This window comes from Plantibacter sp. M259 (assembly GCF_006065115.1).
In the GTDB taxonomy this organism is placed as follows: domain Bacteria; phylum Actinomycetota; class Actinomycetes; order Actinomycetales; family Microbacteriaceae; genus Plantibacter; species Plantibacter auratus.
The window spans coordinates 4,001,821-4,019,076 of sequence record NZ_CP040750.1; the positions used below are offsets into that span (position 1 = coordinate 4,001,821).

10 protein-coding genes and 3 pseudogenes are annotated in these 17,256 nt (G+C 68.8%); 8 read left to right on the top strand and 5 right to left on the bottom strand.

Annotated elements, in window-relative coordinates:
• Positions 1-16: 16 nt before the first annotated feature.
• Both FGL15_RS18720 and FGL15_RS18725 read left to right on the top strand, forming a co-directional pair.
• Positions 17-1,372, top strand: coding sequence for a glutamine synthetase family protein (locus tag FGL15_RS18720; RefSeq protein WP_064293766.1), 1,356 nt, complete (start codon positions 17-19; stop codon positions 1,370-1,372).
• A 21-nt stretch (positions 1,373-1,393) separates the two neighbouring features.
• Positions 1,394-4,387: a bifunctional [glutamine synthetase] adenylyltransferase/[glutamine synthetase]-adenylyl-L-tyrosine phosphorylase gene (locus tag FGL15_RS18725; RefSeq protein WP_138947023.1), complete on the top strand. Its 2,994-nt coding sequence runs from the start codon at positions 1,394-1,396 to the stop codon at positions 4,385-4,387.
• A 75-nt stretch (positions 4,388-4,462) separates the two neighbouring features.
• On the opposite strand, the pseudogene glnA reads toward FGL15_RS18725, so the two are convergent.
• A pseudogene (gene glnA, locus FGL15_RS18730) lies at positions 4,463-5,937 on the bottom strand (type I glutamate--ammonia ligase).
• 88 nt (positions 5,938-6,025) lie between these two features.
• On the opposite strand from glnA, the gene FGL15_RS18735 reads away from it, so the two are divergent.
• Complete coding sequence (locus tag FGL15_RS18735) at positions 6,026-6,457, top strand: RDD family protein (protein WP_138947024.1); 432 nt, start codon at positions 6,026-6,028, stop codon at positions 6,455-6,457.
• A gap of 91 nt (positions 6,458-6,548) precedes the next feature.
• Here the strand turns inward: FGL15_RS18735 and FGL15_RS18740 are convergent, their stop codons facing one another.
• Positions 6,549-7,253, bottom strand: a complete 705-nt coding sequence (locus FGL15_RS18740) for a DUF4191 domain-containing protein (protein ID WP_064293769.1) — start codon at positions 7,251-7,253, stop codon at positions 6,549-6,551.
• 131 nt (positions 7,254-7,384) lie between these two features.
• Here FGL15_RS18740 and FGL15_RS18745 point away from each other — a divergent pair, with 131 nt between their 5' ends.
• Together FGL15_RS18745 and FGL15_RS18750 are read left to right on the top strand one after the other, a co-directional pair.
• Positions 7,385-8,380, top strand: a complete 996-nt coding sequence (locus FGL15_RS18745) for a hypothetical protein (protein ID WP_168223442.1) — start codon at positions 7,385-7,387, stop codon at positions 8,378-8,380.
• Between the two features lie 247 nt (positions 8,381-8,627).
• Positions 8,628-8,900, top strand: coding sequence for a hypothetical protein (locus FGL15_RS18750; protein ID WP_138947026.1), 273 nt, complete (start codon positions 8,628-8,630; stop codon positions 8,898-8,900).
• A 30-nt stretch (positions 8,901-8,930) separates the two neighbouring features.
• Here FGL15_RS18750 and FGL15_RS18755 read toward each other — a convergent pair whose 3' ends face one another.
• From FGL15_RS18755 to FGL15_RS18765, 3 genes and pseudogenes are all read right to left on the bottom strand, one after another.
• Positions 8,931-10,352, bottom strand: a complete 1,422-nt coding sequence (locus tag FGL15_RS18755; RefSeq protein ID WP_138947027.1) for a 2-oxo acid dehydrogenase subunit E2 — start codon at positions 10,350-10,352, stop codon at positions 8,931-8,933.
• A 61-nt stretch (positions 10,353-10,413) separates the two neighbouring features.
• Complete coding sequence (gene lpdA / locus FGL15_RS18760) at positions 10,414-11,787, bottom strand: dihydrolipoyl dehydrogenase (RefSeq protein ID WP_064293772.1); 1,374 nt, start codon at positions 11,785-11,787, stop codon at positions 10,414-10,416.
• 95 nt (positions 11,788-11,882) lie between these two features.
• A pseudogene (locus tag FGL15_RS18765) lies at positions 11,883-13,384 on the bottom strand (leucyl aminopeptidase).
• Between the two features lie 120 nt (positions 13,385-13,504).
• On the opposite strand from FGL15_RS18765, the gene FGL15_RS18770 reads away from it, so the two are divergent.
• The 3 genes and pseudogenes from FGL15_RS18770 (at position 13,505) to FGL15_RS18780 (ending at position 17,252) form a co-directional block, all read left to right on the top strand.
• On the top strand, positions 13,505-14,428 hold the full coding sequence (locus tag FGL15_RS18770) for a proteasome assembly chaperone family protein (RefSeq protein WP_138947028.1): 924 nt from the start codon (positions 13,505-13,507) through the stop codon (positions 14,426-14,428).
• Between the two features lie 72 nt (positions 14,429-14,500).
• Positions 14,501-15,451: pseudogene (locus tag FGL15_RS18775) on the top strand (nitrate/nitrite transporter); the annotation flags it as partial.
• A 517-nt stretch (positions 15,452-15,968) separates the two neighbouring features.
• Positions 15,969-17,252: an RNA polymerase sigma factor gene (locus FGL15_RS18780; protein WP_240773629.1), complete on the top strand. Its 1,284-nt coding sequence runs from the start codon at positions 15,969-15,971 to the stop codon at positions 17,250-17,252.
• Positions 17,253-17,256 lie beyond the last annotated feature (4 nt).

Below are 17,256 nucleotides of genomic sequence, written 5' to 3' on the forward strand. Positions count from 1 at the left end.
GAAGGAAGAGGGGCAGATGGATAAGCAGCGCGACTTCGTTCTCCGCACGATCGAGGAGCGGGGCGTCAAGTTCGTCCGGCTGTGGTTCACCGATGTCGTCGGGACCCTCAAGTCCGTCGCGATCGCCCCGGCCGAAGTGGAAGGCGCGTTCTCCGAGGGCCTCGGCTTCGACGGTTCGGCGATCGAGGGGCTCAGCCGCTCCTACGAGTCGGACCTCCTGGCACACCCCGATCCGACGACCTTCCAGATCCTGCCGTGGCGCGGCGAGATCGACCCGACGGCGCGCATGTTCTGCGACATCACGACGCCCGACGGCCAGCCCGCCGTCGCCGACCCGCGGAACGTCTTGAAGCGCACCCTGGCGAAGGCCGCCGACATGGGGTTCACGTTCTACACGCACCCCGAGATCGAGTTCTATCTGCTGAAGTCCTCGCAGTACGGCGTCGACGGACCGGAGCCGGTCGACTCGGCGGGCTACTTCGACAACGTCCCCGGAGGCACCGCTCACGACTTCCGTCGACGTTCCGTCCGGATGCTGGAAGACCTCGGGATCTCCGTCGAGTTCAGCCACCACGAGGCGGGCCCCGGCCAGAACGAGATCGACCTGCGGTACGCCGACGCCCTGACGACGGCCGACAACATCATGACCTTCCGCACCGTCGTGAAGGAGGTGGCGATCGAGCAGGGCGTCTACGCGACGTTCATGCCGAAGCCGCTCGTCCACCAGCCCGGCAGCGGCATGCACACGCACATGTCGTTGTTCGAGGGTGACTCGAACGCCTTCTACGAGGCGGGTGCGCAGTACCAGCTGTCGAAGACGGGCCGGCAGTTCATCGCCGGACTCTTGACGCACGCTCCGGAGATCACCGCGGTGACGAACCAGTTCGTGAACTCCTACAAGCGACTCTGGGGTGGCGTCGGGCCGAACAAGCTGTCCGAGGCTCCGAGCTTCGTCTGCTGGGGCCACAACAACCGCTCGGCACTCGTGCGCGTGCCGCTCTACAAGCCCAACAAGGGGCAGAGCGCTCGGGTCGAGTACCGCGCCATCGACTCCGCCGCCAACCCGTACCTCGCCTTCTCGCTCATGCTCGCCGCGGGGCTGAAGGGCATCGAGGAGGGCTACGAACTCCCGCCGGAGGCCGAGGACAACGTCTGGACGCTCTCCGACACCGAACGTCGGGCGCTGGGCTACAACGCGCTGCCTGCCAGCCTCGATCGCGCCGTCAGCCTCATGGAGGGTTCCGAGCTCGTCGCGGAGACGCTCGGGGAGCAGGTGTTCAACTACGTCCTGCTGAACAAGCGACAGGAATGGCACGAGTACCGGGCCCAGGTGACCCCCTTCGAGTTGTCCAGCAACCTGGAGATGCTCTAGACGAGGGGTTCGGTCGGTCGCATGGTCCGCGAGAACATCTCCCTGAGCACGCTCGCCCGACTCGGGTTCACCGGTCTGGGTGAGGCCCGGGACCGGCTGGACGAGCTCGCCGAGCTCGTCCGCCTCGACCCGGCGTCGCTGTCGCCGTCCTTCGCCGTCGCGGCCGACCCCGACGCCGCGCTGGTCGGCGTGCTGATGGTCGGTCGGAAGTCTCCCGCCGAACTGTCAGCCCTCCTGGCGGACCAGGCCTCGGCCGAGCGGCTGTTCCGACTGTTCGGCGCCTCCCAGGGGTTCATCGACTTCTTCCTCCGCCACCCCGACCAGCTCTCGGTGTTCGAGTTGCCGGTCACCCGCGTCCCGACGCTGCAGGAGGCACGCGACGAATTGCTCGCGAGCGTCGGTGCCGAGGACGGCTTCGCCGCGATCGTCGAGGAGCCCGCCTGGGACGCGATCCGCGTCGTCTACCGACGACTGCTGGCCGAAGTCGCCCTGTTCGACCTCTGCGCCCCGGATCCGATCGTCGTGCTCGACCGGGTCGCCAGTGCCCTCTCCGACCTCGCAGCAGGTGCGTTGGAGGCCTCCATCGCCGTCGCACGAACGCAGACGAGCGGCCCGAGGGGTCCCGGCGTCTACCCGCGCGAGGAGGTCGCCGCCACCCGGTTCGCGATCATCGGCATGGGGAAGGCGGGCGCACGGGAGCTGAACTACGTCTCCGACGTCGACGTCATCTTCGTCGGTGAGGGTTCGGGCGACGGCGAGGACGGGCTCGACAACGGGCGTGCCGTCGAGATCGCCACCCGGCTCGCGGTCCTCACCATGCGCGGTCTCGGACAGGCTGGTCTCGAGCCGAGCCTGTGGGAGGTCGATCCGAACCTCCGTCCGGAGGGGAAGGCCGGCGCCCTCGTCCGCACGCTCGAGTCGCATCTCGTGTACTACGACCGGTGGGCGAAGAGCTGGGAGTTCCAGGCCCTCCTCAAGGCACGGGCCCTCGCCGGCGATCCCGACCTCGGTGCCCGCTACATCGAGGCGGTACAGCCGAAGGTGTGGGGGAGTGCGTCCCGCGAGGGCTTCGTCGAATCCGTGCAGCGCATGCGCGAACGGGTCACCGAACACATTCCGGCGGAGGATGTCCACTACCAACTGAAGCTCGGCCCGGGCGGGCTCCGCGACATCGAGTTCACGGTCCAACTGCTGCAGCTCGTCCACGGACAGCTCGACGACTCCGTGCATCAACGCGGCACCCTCGCCGCCCTCGACGGCCTCGCGACCGCCGGGTACATCGGTCGCGCCGAGGCGCAGGAGTTCGCTCACGACTACCGCCTGCTGCGGGTGCTCGAACACCGCCTGCAGCTGACACGACTGCAGCGCACGCACATGATGCCTCGCGACGAGCCGTCGCTTCGATCCCTGGCCCGGTCGAGCACGCTCGCGACGACCGCACAGGCCCTCGTCACGCGCTGGGAGGCCACGAAACACGGTGTCCGGCAGCTGCACGAGCGGTTGTTCTACCGGCCGCTGCTCTCGGCGGTCGCGGCGTTGCCCGAGAGCGGTCTGAGTCTGACGAGCGGTCAGGCCGAGGCGCGACTCGCGGCGATCGGCTTCGTGGACCCCCGCGGCGCGCTCGCCCACATCGGGGCGCTCACCGCCGGCGTGTCTCGGCGCGCCAACATCCAGCGGCATCTGCTCCCCGTCATGCTCGGCTGGTTCGCGGACGGCGCCGATCCCGACTACGGATTGCTCGCGTTCCGGCGGCTCAGCGAGTCCCTCGGCGAGTCGCACTGGTTCCTGCGGATGCTCCGCGACTCCTCAGGGGCGGCCGAGCGGCTCACGCGGGTCCTCTCGGGGTCCCGCTTCATCGGCGAGCTCATGGACCGCATCCCCGAGTCGGCCGCTTGGCTCGCCGGAGACGAGGACCTCCTCCCGCGATCGTCCGCCGCGCTCGGCGAGGAGATCGCCGCCATCCTCAGACGACACGACTCACCGGACACCGCAGCCGCCGCCATCCGCGCGGTACGGCGACGCGAAGTCCTCCGGCTGGCGATGTCGTCGACCGTCGGCATGCTGGACGTCCAGGGCCTCGCCGCCGGACTGACGGACGTGTCGACGGCGACGCTCGCAGGACTCCTCGGCGCCGTCAGACGCATCGGCGGCCTCGGTGCGGACATCGAGTTCGCCATCATCGCCATGGGCCGCTACGGCGGCGCAGAGCTCGGACTCGGTTCGGACCTCGACGTCCTCTACGTGTTCCGGCCGAAGGACGGGGTCGACACCCAGGACGCACAGCGGCAGGCCGGAGCGATCGCCGCAGAACTCAAGCGGCTGAGCGAGGACGCCCGGCTCCCGCTCGACCTCGACCTCGACCTCCGTCCCGAGGGGAAGAACGGTCCGCTCGTGCGCTCCCTCGACTCCTACCGCAACTACTACGCGCGGTGGTCGCTCACCTGGGAGGCGCAAGCGCTGCTCCGCGCCGCCGGGGTCGTGGGCGACACCGAGCTCATCGAGGCGTTCACCGAGGTGGCGGACACGGTCCGCTACCCAGCGGCGATCAGCGAGCAGTCCGTCCGCGAGGTCAAGCGGATCAAGGCACGTGTCGAGAACGAGCGGCTGCCGCAGGGCGCCGACCCGACGAGACACCTGAAGCTCGGGCGCGGCTCGCTCAGCGACGTCGAGTGGTTCGTCCAGCTCCTCCAGCTCGAGCACGGCGCGGCGGTGCCGTCGTTGCGAACCACCTCGACGCTTCGAGCGCTCGACGCGGCGGTGGACGCGGATCTCGTCGATCGGGAGTCCGCCGAACGACTCCGTGAGGCCTGGATCCTCGCGTCGCGGATCCGTTCGGCCATGACGCTGTGGTTGAACAAGACGCAGGACGTGCTGCCGAGCGACCGCCAACAGCTCGAAGGCGTGGCGCGACTCCTGGAGTACCCGACCGGATCGGCGAGTCTCCTGGAACAGGACTACCTCGCGGCCACCCGGCGCGCCCGGACGGTCTTCGAGCACGGCTTCTACGGCATCTGAGCCGATCGCCTCGACCATACGGAACCGCCCGCCATCCGAGCGGATGACGGGCGGTTCGCGGTGTAGCAGGTGTCGTCAGACGCCGTAGTACAGCTCGAACTCGAACGGGTGCGGGCGCTGGGCCAGCGGCTTGATCTCGTTCTCGCGCTTGTACTGGATCCAGGTCTCGATGAGCTCCGGCGTGAAGACGTTGCCGGCGAGGAGGAACTCGTGGTCCGCCTCGAGCGCCTCGAGCGCAGCGCCGAGCGATGCGGGCACCTGCGGGATGTTCTTGGCCTCCTCGGGGGAAGCTCGTAGAGGTCCTTGTCGACGGGCTCGTGCGGCTCGATGCGGTTCTTGATGCCGTCGAGGCCGGCCATCAGCTGAGCGGCGAACGCGAGGTACGGGTTGCCGGACGCGTCGGGCGCGCGGAACTCGATGCGCTTGGCCTTCGGGTTCGTGCCCGTGATCGGGATACGGATCGACGCCGAGCGGTTACCGGCCGAGTAGACCAGGTTGACGGGAGCCTCGAAGCCGGGGACCAGGCGGTGGTACGAGTTCACCGTCGGGTTCGTGAACGCCAGGACGGCGGGGGCGTGCTTCAGCAGGCCACCGATGTACCAGCGGGCGAGGTCGGAGAGACCGCCGTAGCCGTTCTCGTCGTAGAAGAGCGGCTTGCCGTCGCTCCACAGCGACTGGTGCGTGTGCATGCCCGAGCCGTTGTCGCCGAAGAGCGGCTTCGGCATGAAGGTCGCGGTCTTGCCCCACAGGTCGGCCGTGTTCTTCACGATGTACTTGAACTTGAGGATGTCGTCCGCCGCGGCGACCATGGTGTCGAAGCGGTAGTTGATCTCGGCCTGGCCGCCGGTGCCCACCTCGTGGTGCGCGCGCTCGAGGATGAGGCCGGCGTCGATCAGCTTGAGGCTGATGTCGTCGCGGAGGTCGGCCTGCTTGTCGACGGGGCTGACGGGGAAGTAGCCACCCTTGTAGGGCGTCTTGTTGCCGAGGTTACCGCCCTCTTCGGCGCGGCCGGTGTTCCAGGCTCCCTCTTCGGAGTCCACCGAGTAGAAGCTCGAGTGCTGGTTCACCTCGTACCGGACGTCGTCGAAGATGTAGAACTCTGCCTCGGGGGCGAAGAACGCGGTGTCGGCGATGCCGGTGGAGGCGAGGTACTTCTCAGCCTTCTTGGCGACCTGACGCGGGTCCTTGGAGTAGATCTCGCCGTTGCGGGGGTTGTAGATGTCGAACACCATGATGAGCGTGCGCTCGGCACGGAAGGCGTCGATGTAAGCGGTGGAGACATCCGGGATGAGCTGCATGTCCGACTCGTGGATGTTGGCGAAGCCACGGATGGACGAACCATCGAAGAGCTGGCCGACGGTGAAGAACTCCTCGTCGACGGTGCTGGCCGGGATGTTGAAGTGCTGCTGCACGCCGGGAAGGTCCGTGAAGCGGATGTCGAGGAACTTGACATCGGTGTCCTTGATGAACTTGAGCACTTCGGAAGAATCACTGAACATGTGAATGGCTCCAAATGGGGTTGGTACAGGGAGGCTGCACAGCGCAGCCATCTGTGAGACTACGGGGAGGGGGTTACCCCGCCATGACACCCATGTTTCGTGGATGTTACGAGAATCCCCGCCCGAATAGAATGGCACAGTGCCCCACACCCCGCAGAATCCACGGACCTTCGGAGAGCTTCCTCCCAGCGCCTTCCCCGGTGAACGCCTCGGACTCCCGGAGAGCGGCGTCCGATCGGTCGCGCGGGTCGGTCGGCGGATCACCGCGCTCGTCATCGACTGGGCCCTGGCGGTCGTCCTCTCCGTCGCGTTCTTCGCCTACGACGCCACCGCGACGCTCGTGATCTTCGCCATTATGCAGTTCATCTTCATCCCGACCATCGGCGGCAGTCTCGGTCATCGCCTGTGCGGCATGCGCCTCATGCCGCTGACCGGCGGGTGGGTCGGGCTCTGGCGGCCGGCCGTGCGAACCGTGCTCCTCTGCGTGGTCGTTCCAGCGCTCGTCTGGGATTCGGACCAGCGCGGCTTCCACGACAAGGTCGCGGGCACAGTGCTCCTGCGGGTGCGCTGAACGCAGCCGGAAACGCGAACGGCCGCCCTCCGTCAAGAGGGCGGCCGTTCGCGTTTCCGTACCGCGAGGTGTTCCGAGCGGTGTCGGTGGGTCAGCGCGCGCGCTGCGGGCGGACTCGCATCGGGTCGACGCCCTTCGGGATGGGGAGCTGCGTACCGAACGAGGACAGACGGTTGCTGACCGCAAGCACCTCGGGGTTGGTCAGGGACTTCTTGACCTTCCGGAGGGCGCCGGAGAGCTGACGGAGCTGCACCGAGTCGGCGTCGGGGCCGACGTGGAAGACCGTGATCGGCACGTTCGGGAGGATGCGGCTGACCTTGCGCTTCTCGTCCTCGAGCAGGCGTGAGGTCCGCGATCGGGGTCCTTCGGCGATCAGGGCGACGCCACCACGGCCCACGGCCCGGTAGATCGCGTCCTGGGTCTTCGGGTTCACGGCAACGGGCATCTCGCTGGTCTGCCACGAGCGCGGCGCAGCGCGGAGTACCTGGCCCACCGCGCCCGGTCGACCCTCGATCTGCGTGTAGACGACCTTGTCCGCGCGCCGGGTGAGGATGAACAGGGCCGCGAGGATACCGGCGAGCACACCCGCGATGATCCACATGACGAGCGCGAAGATGTTGCCCGCCGAGAACAGCAGCGCGACCGCGACACCGATGAGCACCGGCAGGATGAAGCCGCCGAGCATCAACCACTGCGCCGCCTTGTCGTGGCGACGGGTGAGCTGGAACACCTGCCAGAGCTGCTTGATCCGCCCTGGTTCCTTCTGCGCCGCCGGGGGCGCGTCCTTCTGAGCCATGCTCCCAGGATAGCCGGTGACGGAGGGTCCTGATGCTGCGTTCTGCTCCACAGGCCGGCGCCGCGGGGACCTTGTCCACAGCCGCGTGCGCCGACGCCGCCGGATGGGGCTCCGCGTCGGAGGATCGAGCTATGGAAACACTGCGAGACCCGTCCGCCACCACAACCCGAGTTGCCGGCCGTCGTCTCGTCCGGCGCTTGGGTGAGGGCCGGGAGTGGACGGCCTACTCGACGGTGCTCGCCCACGCCGGATCCGCGCACGGAGGGCGTACCGACCAGGCCGCCCCGGCGGGCGACGCCGTGCTGCTCCGAGCGAGGGCGGACGCCGCCGAACGCGACCTCTGGCGTCGCGCGGCCATCCTGTCCCGACTCGACCACCCGCACATCGTGAGACTCGTCGACGTCGCCGAGGATCCCGCCGGCCTCCCGTGCCTGCTGGTCGAGCGGCTCGCCGGTGGCACGTTGGGAGAACTGTTGCGCCGCCGGGAGTCGATCGCTCCCGGTGAGGCCGTCACGATCCTGGCACCATTGGTCGACGCCATCCGCGCAGCGCACCTCTCCGGGATCAGTCACGGGTCGATCAGCGCTTCGGCCGTGCGCTTCGCCGACGACGGCCGACCGGTCCTCTCCGGCTGGTCGGGCGCAGCTCCCGTGGACCACCAGACCATCGATGGTGGGCTCGGCCGCACCGCTCCGGCGTTCGCTGCCGATTGGACGGCGTTCGCGGGGCTCATGGACGGTGTCCTGCAGGCGACCGACCCCGACGAGACCCCTCGACCGTGGCCTGGGCCGACGTCGTGCCTGAACTCGCCGACCACGAGATCGCCAATCGACTGCAACAGCGGATCCACGCCCTGGCACGACCGCTCCCGGTCCTGCTCGACCGCGTCGACCCGCCGTCCGCATCACCTGCCGATGCCATCCGTGCTTCCGCCGATCGCGCGCAGCGGACCGCTCCGCTCCCGCCGACCCGACGAGCCGCGGTCGAATCGAGGCGTCGGTCACGACATCCCGCGTCGTCGCTGCGTCGCCGTCTGGCCTGGCGACCCGGTCGAGGCACACGGGTGGCGGCCGCCGGCCGCTCGACGCCGTCCGTCGACTCCAGCCCGAGACGTCGTCGGCTCGTGATCGGAGCAGCGGGCGCGGCAGCGGCACTGGTGTCGGCGGCGATGGTGTTCCTGCCGTCCGAAGACCCGAGCACCGCGATCGCGCCGACGCCGGCCGGTTCGGTCGGCCCGGCGTCCGCGCCGGTCACGAGTGTCGTGCCACCGGTGGAGACACCGACGCCAGCGGCGGACGAAGCCGGCGCCGTCGACGTGGTCACCGGTGACGATCCGGCGGCTGCGGCTCGCGAGCTCGTCCGCCGACGGGATCAGTGCCGCACGACGGGGAGGAGGGGTGCGTCTGGGACTCCGTCGAGCGCGGGTCCCCGTTCGACGACGACGAGCACCTCGGTGTCGGGATCGGATCGATCGATGCGGCGAGCCTCGACCTCGTCGACCGTCAGGGCGACGCGGCGGTCCTCCGCGGCACGGCCGAGCCGTCCGAGACGGACGAAGCCGCCGCAGGACGACGACAGCCCGTCACGCTCCTCGTGGTGAGGGGCGAGACGGGCTGGCGTCTGCGGGAGGTGTTCACCGCCGGATGAGGCGGTGGACACAGCGCGGTCGGTTCGGGATCAGATCCCGAGCGAGCCGCGGAAGTCGCCTGCTTCGAGGCGGTTCTTCACCTGGACGAGGAAGCGTGCAGCGTCCGCGCCGTCGATGATGCGGTGGTCATAGCTCAGCGCGAGGTAGACCGTCGAACGGATCGCGATGGCGTCTGCACCGTCGACCGTCACGACGACCGGCTTCTTCGTGACGATACCCGTACCGAGGATCGCCGACTGCGGCAGGAACACGATCGGGGTGTCGAACAGGGCGCCGCGCGAACCGGTGTTGGTCAGCGTGAACGTGCCGCCCGACAGCTCATCGGGCTGCAGCTTGTTGTCGCGGGTACGCTGCGCGAGGTCGGCGATCTCGGCGCCGAGCTCGGCGATCGACTTGGAGCCCGAGTTGCGGATGACCGGCGTCAGCAGGCCACGCTCGGTGTCCACGGCGATCGCGAGGTTCTCCGTCTCCGGGTACACGATCTGGTCGCCGTCGACGGTGGCGTTGATGATCGGGTACGTCTGGAGCGCCTCGCTGGCAGCAAGGGCGAAGAACGGCAGGAACGACAGCTTGTTGCCGGTCTTGGCGAGGAACTCGTCCTTGACGGCCGTGCGGAGTGCCGCGACCTTCGTGACGTCGACCTCGACGACACTCGTCAGCTGGGCGGTGCCCTGCATCGAAGCGACGGCGCGCTCGGCGACGACCTTGCGCAGACGCGACATGGCCTTGCTCGTGCCACGCAGCTCGGAGACCTGGACGGTCGGAGCAGCGGGCGACTCCGTGGCGCCACCGGCGCTCTGAGCCTGCAGGACGTCTTCCTTACGGATACGTCCGCCGACACCGGTGCCGGTGACCGTGCTGAGGTCGACCCCGTGCTGGTTGGCGAGACGACGCACCAGCGGCGTGACGTAACCGGAGTTGACGACCCCGCCGGCGGCAGGCGTCGAAGCGGCGGCCGGAGCCGCAGCAGCGGGAGCCGGAGCGGGTGCCGGAGCTGCAGCGGGAGCCGGCGCAGCGGCGGGAGCCGGAGCAGGCGCGGCGGCGGGAGCCGGAGCAGCAGCAGGTGCAGCGGCGGGAGCCGGAGCAGCAGCGGGAGCCGGCGCGGCAGCAGGTGCCGGCTCGGGCTCGGCCGCGGGAGCGGGCTCAGCCGGAGCGGGCTCGGCAGCAGCCGGTTCCGCGGCGGGCGCGGGCTCCTCGGCCGCAGCCGCACCCGAACCATCACCGATGGTCACGAGAGCGGTGCCGACCTCGACGGTCTCGTCCTCCTGGACGAGGATCGCTTCGATGACACCCGCGACGGGCGAAGGGATCTCGGTGTCGACCTTGTCGGTCGACACTTCGAGCAGTGGCTCGTCGACCTCCACGGTGTCGCCGACATTCTTCAGCCAGCGGGTGACCGTACCCTCGGTGACACTCTCGCCGAGTGCCGGGAGGCTGACGGATTCGCTCATGACCTTGTCTCCTTTGAAACCTGTTGTGTGTTCACTAGCTTATTGGGGTGTTCGGAATGCGTCACAGCGCGTGCAGGGGCTTGCCTGCGAGCGCGAGGAATGCTTCGCCGAGCGCCTCGTTCTGCGTGGGGTGCGCGTGGATCAGCGGCGCGATGTCCTCTGGGTAGGCCTCCCAGTTGACGGCGAGCTGGCCTTCGGCGATGAGCTCACCGACGCGGGCGCCGATCATGTGCACACCGATGACGGGGCCGTCGTTGACCCGGATGACCTTGACGTTGCCACTCGTGCCGATGATCTCGCTCTTGCCGTTGCCGGCGAGGTTGAAGTCGTAGCTCGTGATGTTGTCGGCGCCGTACTGCTCGGCCGCCTTGGCCTCGCTGAGACCGACGGACGCGATCTCGGGGTCGCTGTAGGTGACCTTCGGGATGTTGACGTCCTCGATGATGACCGGCTTGAGGCCGGCGATCTCCTCGGCCACGAAGATGCCCTGCTGGAAGCCGCGGTGCGCGAGCTGCAGGCCGGGTACGATGTCGCCCACGGCGTAGAGGCCGGGGATGTTCGTCTCGAGACGGTCGTTGGTGATGACGAAGCCGCGGTCGATGGTGACACCGACCTCCTCGAAGCCGAGTCCGGCGGTCGACGGGCCACGGCCGACGGCGACGAGCAGCAGCTCGGCGTCGATCGTCTTGCCGTCCTCGAGCGTGATGTGCACGCCCGAGTCGTCCTGGGTGACGCCCTGGAACCGCACGCCGAGCGAGTACTCGATGCCGCGCTTGCGGAACGCGCGCTCGAGCGCCTTGCTGATCGACTCGTCCTCGTTGGGGACGAGGTGGGGGAGTGCCTCGATGATCGTGACCTCGGTCCCGAACGACTTCCAGACGCTCGCGAACTCGACGCCGATCACGCCGCCGCCGAGGACGGCGACCTTCTTCGGCACGAAGTCGAGCTGCAGCGCCTGCTCGCTCGTGATGACGCGGCCACCGATCTCGAGACCGGGGAGCGAGCGGCTGTACGAGCCCGTCGCGAGGATCACGTTCTTGCCGGTGATGAGGTCGTCGCCGACCTGCACGCTCGTCGGGGAGACCAGACGGCCCTCACCCTCGATGGTGGTGATGCCGCGGGCCTTGACGAGGCCCTGGAGTCCCTTGTACTTCTTCGCGACGATGCCCTCGCGGTACTTCGTGACGCCCTCGATGTCGATGCCTTCGAAGGTGGACTTGACGCCGTACTTCTCCGACTCGCGCGATGCGTCCGCGACCTCGGCGGAGTGCAGCAGCGCCTTCGTCGGGATGCAACCGCGGTGGAGGCAGGTGCCGCCGACCTTGTCCTTCTCGATCATGCCGACGGTGAGGCCGAGCTGCGAAGCGCGCAACGCCGCAGCGTATCCGCCGCTTCCGCCTCCCAGGACTACCAGGTCAAAATTCTGCTCGGACACTCCGTTGCTCCTTGTGTGTGCTTCGTGGTCGATCGGAAACCGTCGTGGTGTGTTCGGCGGCGTCGAGGCGGGTCGAACCGCCCCCACCGACCTTACTACGGGTGGCTAATCTCCTCGGCCATTGCGAGGAGGGTGCGGACCGCGACGCCGGTCGGGCCCTTGGCGGTGAAGCCGTAGCGGGCGTCGCCGTTCATTGCACTCCCGGCGATGTCCAGGTGGGCCCACGGGATGCGGGTGGTGCCGCCCTCCTCGTCGGTGCGGTCCGCGATGAACTCCTGCAGGAACGTGCCTGCGACGAGCATGCCGCCCGCGGTGGTCCCGGGCTTCGCGTTGGCGAGGTCGGCGACGTCGGAGTCGAGGACCTTGCGCAGCTCCGCGGGGAACGGCATCGGCCAGAACAGTTCGTCCGCACCGGAACCGGTCGCGATGAGGTCGGTGACGAACGACGCGTCGCCCATGACGCCTGTGTAGCGGTTGCCGAGCGCGACCACGGCGGCTCCCGTGAGGGTCGCCACGTCGATGATGGCGTCCGGACCCTCCTCGCCTGCGGCGACGAGTCCGTCGGCGAGGACCAGCCGGCCCTCGGCGTCGGTGTTGGTGACCTCGACCGTGCGTCCGCCCCGGATGGTGAGGACGTCGTTCGGCCGGATCGCCGTGCCCGACGGGAGGTTCTCGGCGAGGCAGAGCCACGCGGTCAGCCGGGTGGGCACCCCGAGACGCGCGGCAGCGGCCAGGACGGCGAGCACGGTCGCCGCGCCGGTCATGTCGTACTTCATGCCGACCATCGAGACCGGTGGCTTCAGGGAGAGGCCGCCGCTATCGAAGGTGATGCCCTTCCCGACGAGGGCCAGGTGGCTCCGGGCCGCCTCAGGGTGGTAGCTCAGCTTGACGAGTCGCGGAGGCCGAGAGGAACCCTGCCCGACACCGAGGATGCCGCCGAAGCCGTCCTCGGCCAAGCGGGTCTCGTCCCATTCCTCGACCTCGACGTCGAGGCTGTCGACCGCTGCTCGGGCCGCGTCGGCGAAGGTCGCCGGGTAGAGCTCGTTCGGCGGCGCGTTGACCAGGTCCTTCACGAGCGCGATGGCCTCGGCGACCGCGGTGGCGTGCTCCGCGAGCCCGGCATCCGGCGCGTCCACGGTCGACGGGACGACGACGGTGATCTGCCCGAGCGGTGTCGGTGCCGGCGCGGATCCGACACCGCGCGACGCGGTGTAGCGGTAGGCGCCGATGGCCGCCCCTCGAGGACGGCTTCGGCGGCGGCGGCCGTCTCCTCCGTCAACGCGAACGCGATCGAGGCCTGGCCGTCGATCGTCCTGGTCACTGCACCCGCGGCTCGTCGGAAGGCCGCGTCGTCCGCATCCGGACCGAGGCCGACCAGCACGAGACCGGAGGCCACGCCGAACCGGTCCGGGAGGCGTCGCACCTGGTCTTCGGACCCCGTGACACCGGAGGCGCGCAGCTCGTCCGCGAGCGGGGCGTAGACGTCGGGCGCCAGGAGCTCCGGTCCGTCGTCGCCCTTCCTCACCGCGAGGACGAGCAGTTCGGCCTCGACTCCCTCGACGGCGGCGGACAACACGGAGAGCACAGGGATCGTCATGCCTCCATCGTAGGCACGTGCCGTTCCGGTCCGAGGCGGGGCCGCCGGTGTTCGCTCTCGGCGGTACCGCCGACGCTCGGAGGGGAAGGGCGCTGCGACACCCCCGTTTAGAGTTGAAGCATGCCTACGCCTGATGACCTCTACGAGGTGCACCCGGAGATCGACATCCCCGCCGGCCTCCACCTCGTCGCGGGGCTCACCGGGTTCTCCGACGCCGGCGGCGCGGTCGGGCAGTTGAACGCCTACCTCGACGACGTCCTCGACACGACGGTCATCGCCGAGTTCGACGCCGACGTCCTGCTCGACTACCGGGCCCGCCGGCCGATCATCTCGTTCGACCAGGACCACCTGACGGAGTACCGGCCACCCCGGCTGACCCTGTCGTTCGCCCACGACGAGCTCGGGTCGCCGTTCCTGCTGCTCACCGGTTTCGAGCCCGACTTCCTCTGGGACCGTTTCGTCGCGGCCGTGCTCGAGCTCGTCGATCGATTCCGGGTCAGCGACACCACGTGGGTGCACGCCATCCCGATGCCGGTCCCGCACACCAGGCCGATCGGCGTCACCGTCAGCGGCAACCGGTTCGACCTCATCGAGTCGCTATCGGTCTGGCGCCCCCGCACCCAGGTGCCGTCCAACGTGCTCCACCTCCTCGAGTACCGCCTCTACGAGCGCGGCGACAGCATCGCGGCCTTCGTGCTCCTCGTTCCGCATTACCTCGCCGACACGGAGTTCCCGGCCGCGGCGATCACGGCGATCGAGAGCCTCAGCGCGGCGACCGGGCTCATCTTCCCCACGGACCGCCTCCGCGAGGACAGCCGCGACTTCCTTGTCAAGATCGACGAGCAGGTCGGGACCAACCACGAGCTCGGCCAGCTGGTCACGACGCTCGAGGAGCGGTACGACGCCTACATGGCCGACAACTCGCCGAAATCGCCGCTCACCGACATCGACGGGGCGCTTCCGACGGCCGACGAGATCGCCGCTGAGCTCGAGAAGTTCCTCGCGAGCCGGCGCCACGGCGACGAGGACCGCTCGACCACCTAAGCTGGATCGGTGGGATCTCGACGCGTCTGGTGGGTGTTCGGCGTCGGGGTGTTCGCCTACCTCATCACCGTCATGCAGCGGTCGACGCTCGGCGTGGCAGCAGTGGACGCCACTGAGCGGTTCCAGATCGACGCGGCCGCGCTGTCGACCCTCGCGGTCGCGCAGCTGATCGTGTACGCCGCCATGCAGGTCCCGGTCGGGGTGCTCATCGACCGCCTCGGACCTCGCGTGCTGATCATCGCGGGGCTGACGGTCGTCATGGCGGGCCAGGTCTGGCTGGGTCTCACGACCGAACTCGGCGGCGCGATCGTCGGCCGGATGCTGGTCGGCCTCGGCGACGCCGCGGTGTTCACCTCCGTGTTGCGGCTCGTGAACTCCTGGTTCCCCACCCGTCGGGTGCCGATCGTCTCGCAGTGGGTCGGCAACATCGGGCAGATCGGACAGATCCTCTCGGCGGTGCCGTTCTCCTTCATCCTGCACGCCTTCGGCTGGTCGCCGGCGTTCCTCAGTGCAGCCGGACTCGTCCTCCTGGCGCTCGTCGGGGTGTTGATCGTCGTCCGCGACCGGCCGCCCGGTTCCGACGAGGCGCCGCGCCCCGAGACCTGGGGCCACGTCGTCCGCGAGGTCGTCATCAGTCTGCGTCGGCCAGGGACGCGTCTCGGGTTCTGGTCGCACTTCGTCACCCAGTCCTCCGGTACGGTCCTCACGCTCCTCTGGGGCTTCCCGTTCATGGTCTACGCCCTCGGCTACCCGCAGCCCCTCGCCGCATCGTTGCTCATCGTGATCGTGGTCTCCGGCATGATCGCCGGACCCGTCCTCGGGGTGCTCACCGCCCGGTTCCCCTACCGGCGGAGCAACCTCGTGCTCGGGATCGTGACGGTCATGGGCGTCGCCTGGGCCGCACTCCTCCTCTGGCCGGGCGTCCCACCGATGTGGCTCGTGATCGTCCTGTTCGTCGTGGTCGGGGTCGGTGGCCCCGGTTCACTCATCGGGTTCGACTTCGCCCGCACCTTCAACCCGATCCGCGCGCTCGGCGGGGCGAACGGCATCGTGAACGTCGGTGGGTTCCTCGCGAGCTTCGTCATGATGTTCCTCATCGGTCTCATCATCGACGCGGTCAGCGGGGATCCCGTGCCGACTACTCCATGGACAGCTTCCGGATCGCCTTCTCCGTGCAGTACCTCGTGGTCGGGTTCGGGGTCGCGATGCTGCTCGTCGCCCGGTCCCGCACGCGGAGACGCTTCGCCGAGGACGAGGGTATCGCCGTCGGTCCGCTGTGGATCGCGGTCCGAGCCAGGCTCGGGCGCCGTCGCTGAGCGTTCGCTTCGTCCACCGATCCCACCCTTGACAAACGGCCTGTGGCTCTGGGGTCTTCCGGCGCGCGCTATAATGGAACACGGACCCGTTCACCTCTCGGAATGTCGGCGGCCCTTTTCGGGTTGCACTGCACCAAGACTTGACATGGGTCCTCGTAATGTCCGAAATCACGGACGATCCGGCGATGACTGTCCATGCCGGGTCCGAACAGGAAGGTGCAGCTATGGCCACCAAGACGGCTCGCGCAGACGAAGCAGCGCCAGCAGACGAGGCCACGGAGGCTCCCGCAGCGAAGGCTCGGACCACCAAGGCCACCACGACCCGAGCGAAGGCTGCTCCCAAGAAGGCCACCCGCGCCAAGGCGGGTACGAAGTCGAGCACGGAGCCCGATGAGGGCACGGACGACGAGGACGTCGTCGTCGAGGTCGTCGCCGACGACGCCGTGGTCGACGCGCCCGCAGGCGACACCGCCGAGGCGGTCGAGGAGGAGGACGACAAGTCCGTGCCGGAGATCACCCTCCCCACGGACGCACTCGTGCTCTCCAACAGTGATGACGACGAGATCCCGGTCTACTCCGCTGCGATCACCGGCGCCACCGCCGACCCGGTCAAGGACTACCTCAAGCAGATCGGTAAGGTCGCGCTCCTCAACGCGGCCGAAGAGGTCGAACTCGCGATGCGCATCGAGGCGGGCCTCTTCGCTGAGGACAAGCTCGCCCAGCTCTCCGACCTCGAGAAGCGCTCGCGGGTCGGCCGTGAGCTCCAGTGGGTCGCGAAGGACGGCGCCCGCGCCAAGAGCCACCTCCTCGGGGCGAACCTCCGACTCGTCGTGAGCCTCGCCAAGCGGTACACGGGCCGCGGCATGCAGTTCCTCGACCTCATCCAGGAGGGCAACCTGGGCCTCATCCGTGCGGTCGAGAAGTTCGACTACACCAAGGGCTTCAAGTTCTCCACCTACGCGACCTGGTGGATCCGTCAGGCCATTACGCGTGCCATGGCCGACCAGGCGCGCACCATCCGCATCCCGGTGCACATGGTCGAGGTCATCAACAAGCTCGCCCGCGTCCAGCGGCAGATGCTGCAGGACCTGGGCCGCGAGCCCACGCCCGAGGAGCTCAGCCGCGAACTCGATATGACGCCCGAGAAGGTCATCGAGGTCCAGAAGTACGGCCGCGAGCCCATCTCGCTGCACACGCCGCTCGGCGAGGACGGCGACAGCGAGTTCGGCGACCTCATCGAAGACACCGAGGCGGTCGTGCCGGCCGACGCCGTCAGCTTCACGATGCTGCAGAAGCAGCTGGAGTCGCTCCTCGACTCGCTCTCCGAGCGGGAAGCGGGCGTCATCCGGATGCGCTTCGGCCTCGGCGACGGCATGCCGAAGACGCTCGACCAGATCGGCGACACCTTCGGGGTCACCCGTGAGCGCATCCGGCAGATCGAGTCGAAGACCATGGCGAAGCTGCGTCACCCGAGCCGATCCCAGTCGCTCCGCGACTACCTCGAGTAGGAGC

Bases quoted from the DNA above. Each gene is read 5' to 3' on its own strand.
- FGL15_RS18745 (WP_168223442.1), top strand. From the start codon at position 7,385: ATGGAAACACTGCGAGACCCGTCCGCCACCACAACCCGAGTTGCCGGC.
- FGL15_RS18780 (WP_240773629.1), top strand. From the start codon at position 15,969: ATGGCCACCAAGACGGCTCGCGCAGACGAAGCAGCGCCAGCAGACGAG.
- FGL15_RS18770 (WP_138947028.1), top strand. From the start codon at position 13,505: ATGCCTACGCCTGATGACCTCTACGAGGTGCACCCGGAGATCGACATC.
- FGL15_RS18740 (WP_064293769.1), bottom strand. From the start codon at position 7,253: ATGGCTCAGAAGGACGCGCCCCCGGCGGCGCAGAAGGAACCAGGGCGG.
- FGL15_RS18725 (WP_138947023.1), top strand. From the start codon at position 1,394: ATGGTCCGCGAGAACATCTCCCTGAGCACGCTCGCCCGACTCGGGTTC.
- FGL15_RS18720 (WP_064293766.1), top strand. From the start codon at position 17: ATGGATAAGCAGCGCGACTTCGTTCTCCGCACGATCGAGGAGCGGGGC.
- FGL15_RS18755 (WP_138947027.1), bottom strand. From the start codon at position 10,352: ATGAGCGAATCCGTCAGCCTCCCGGCACTCGGCGAGAGTGTCACCGAG.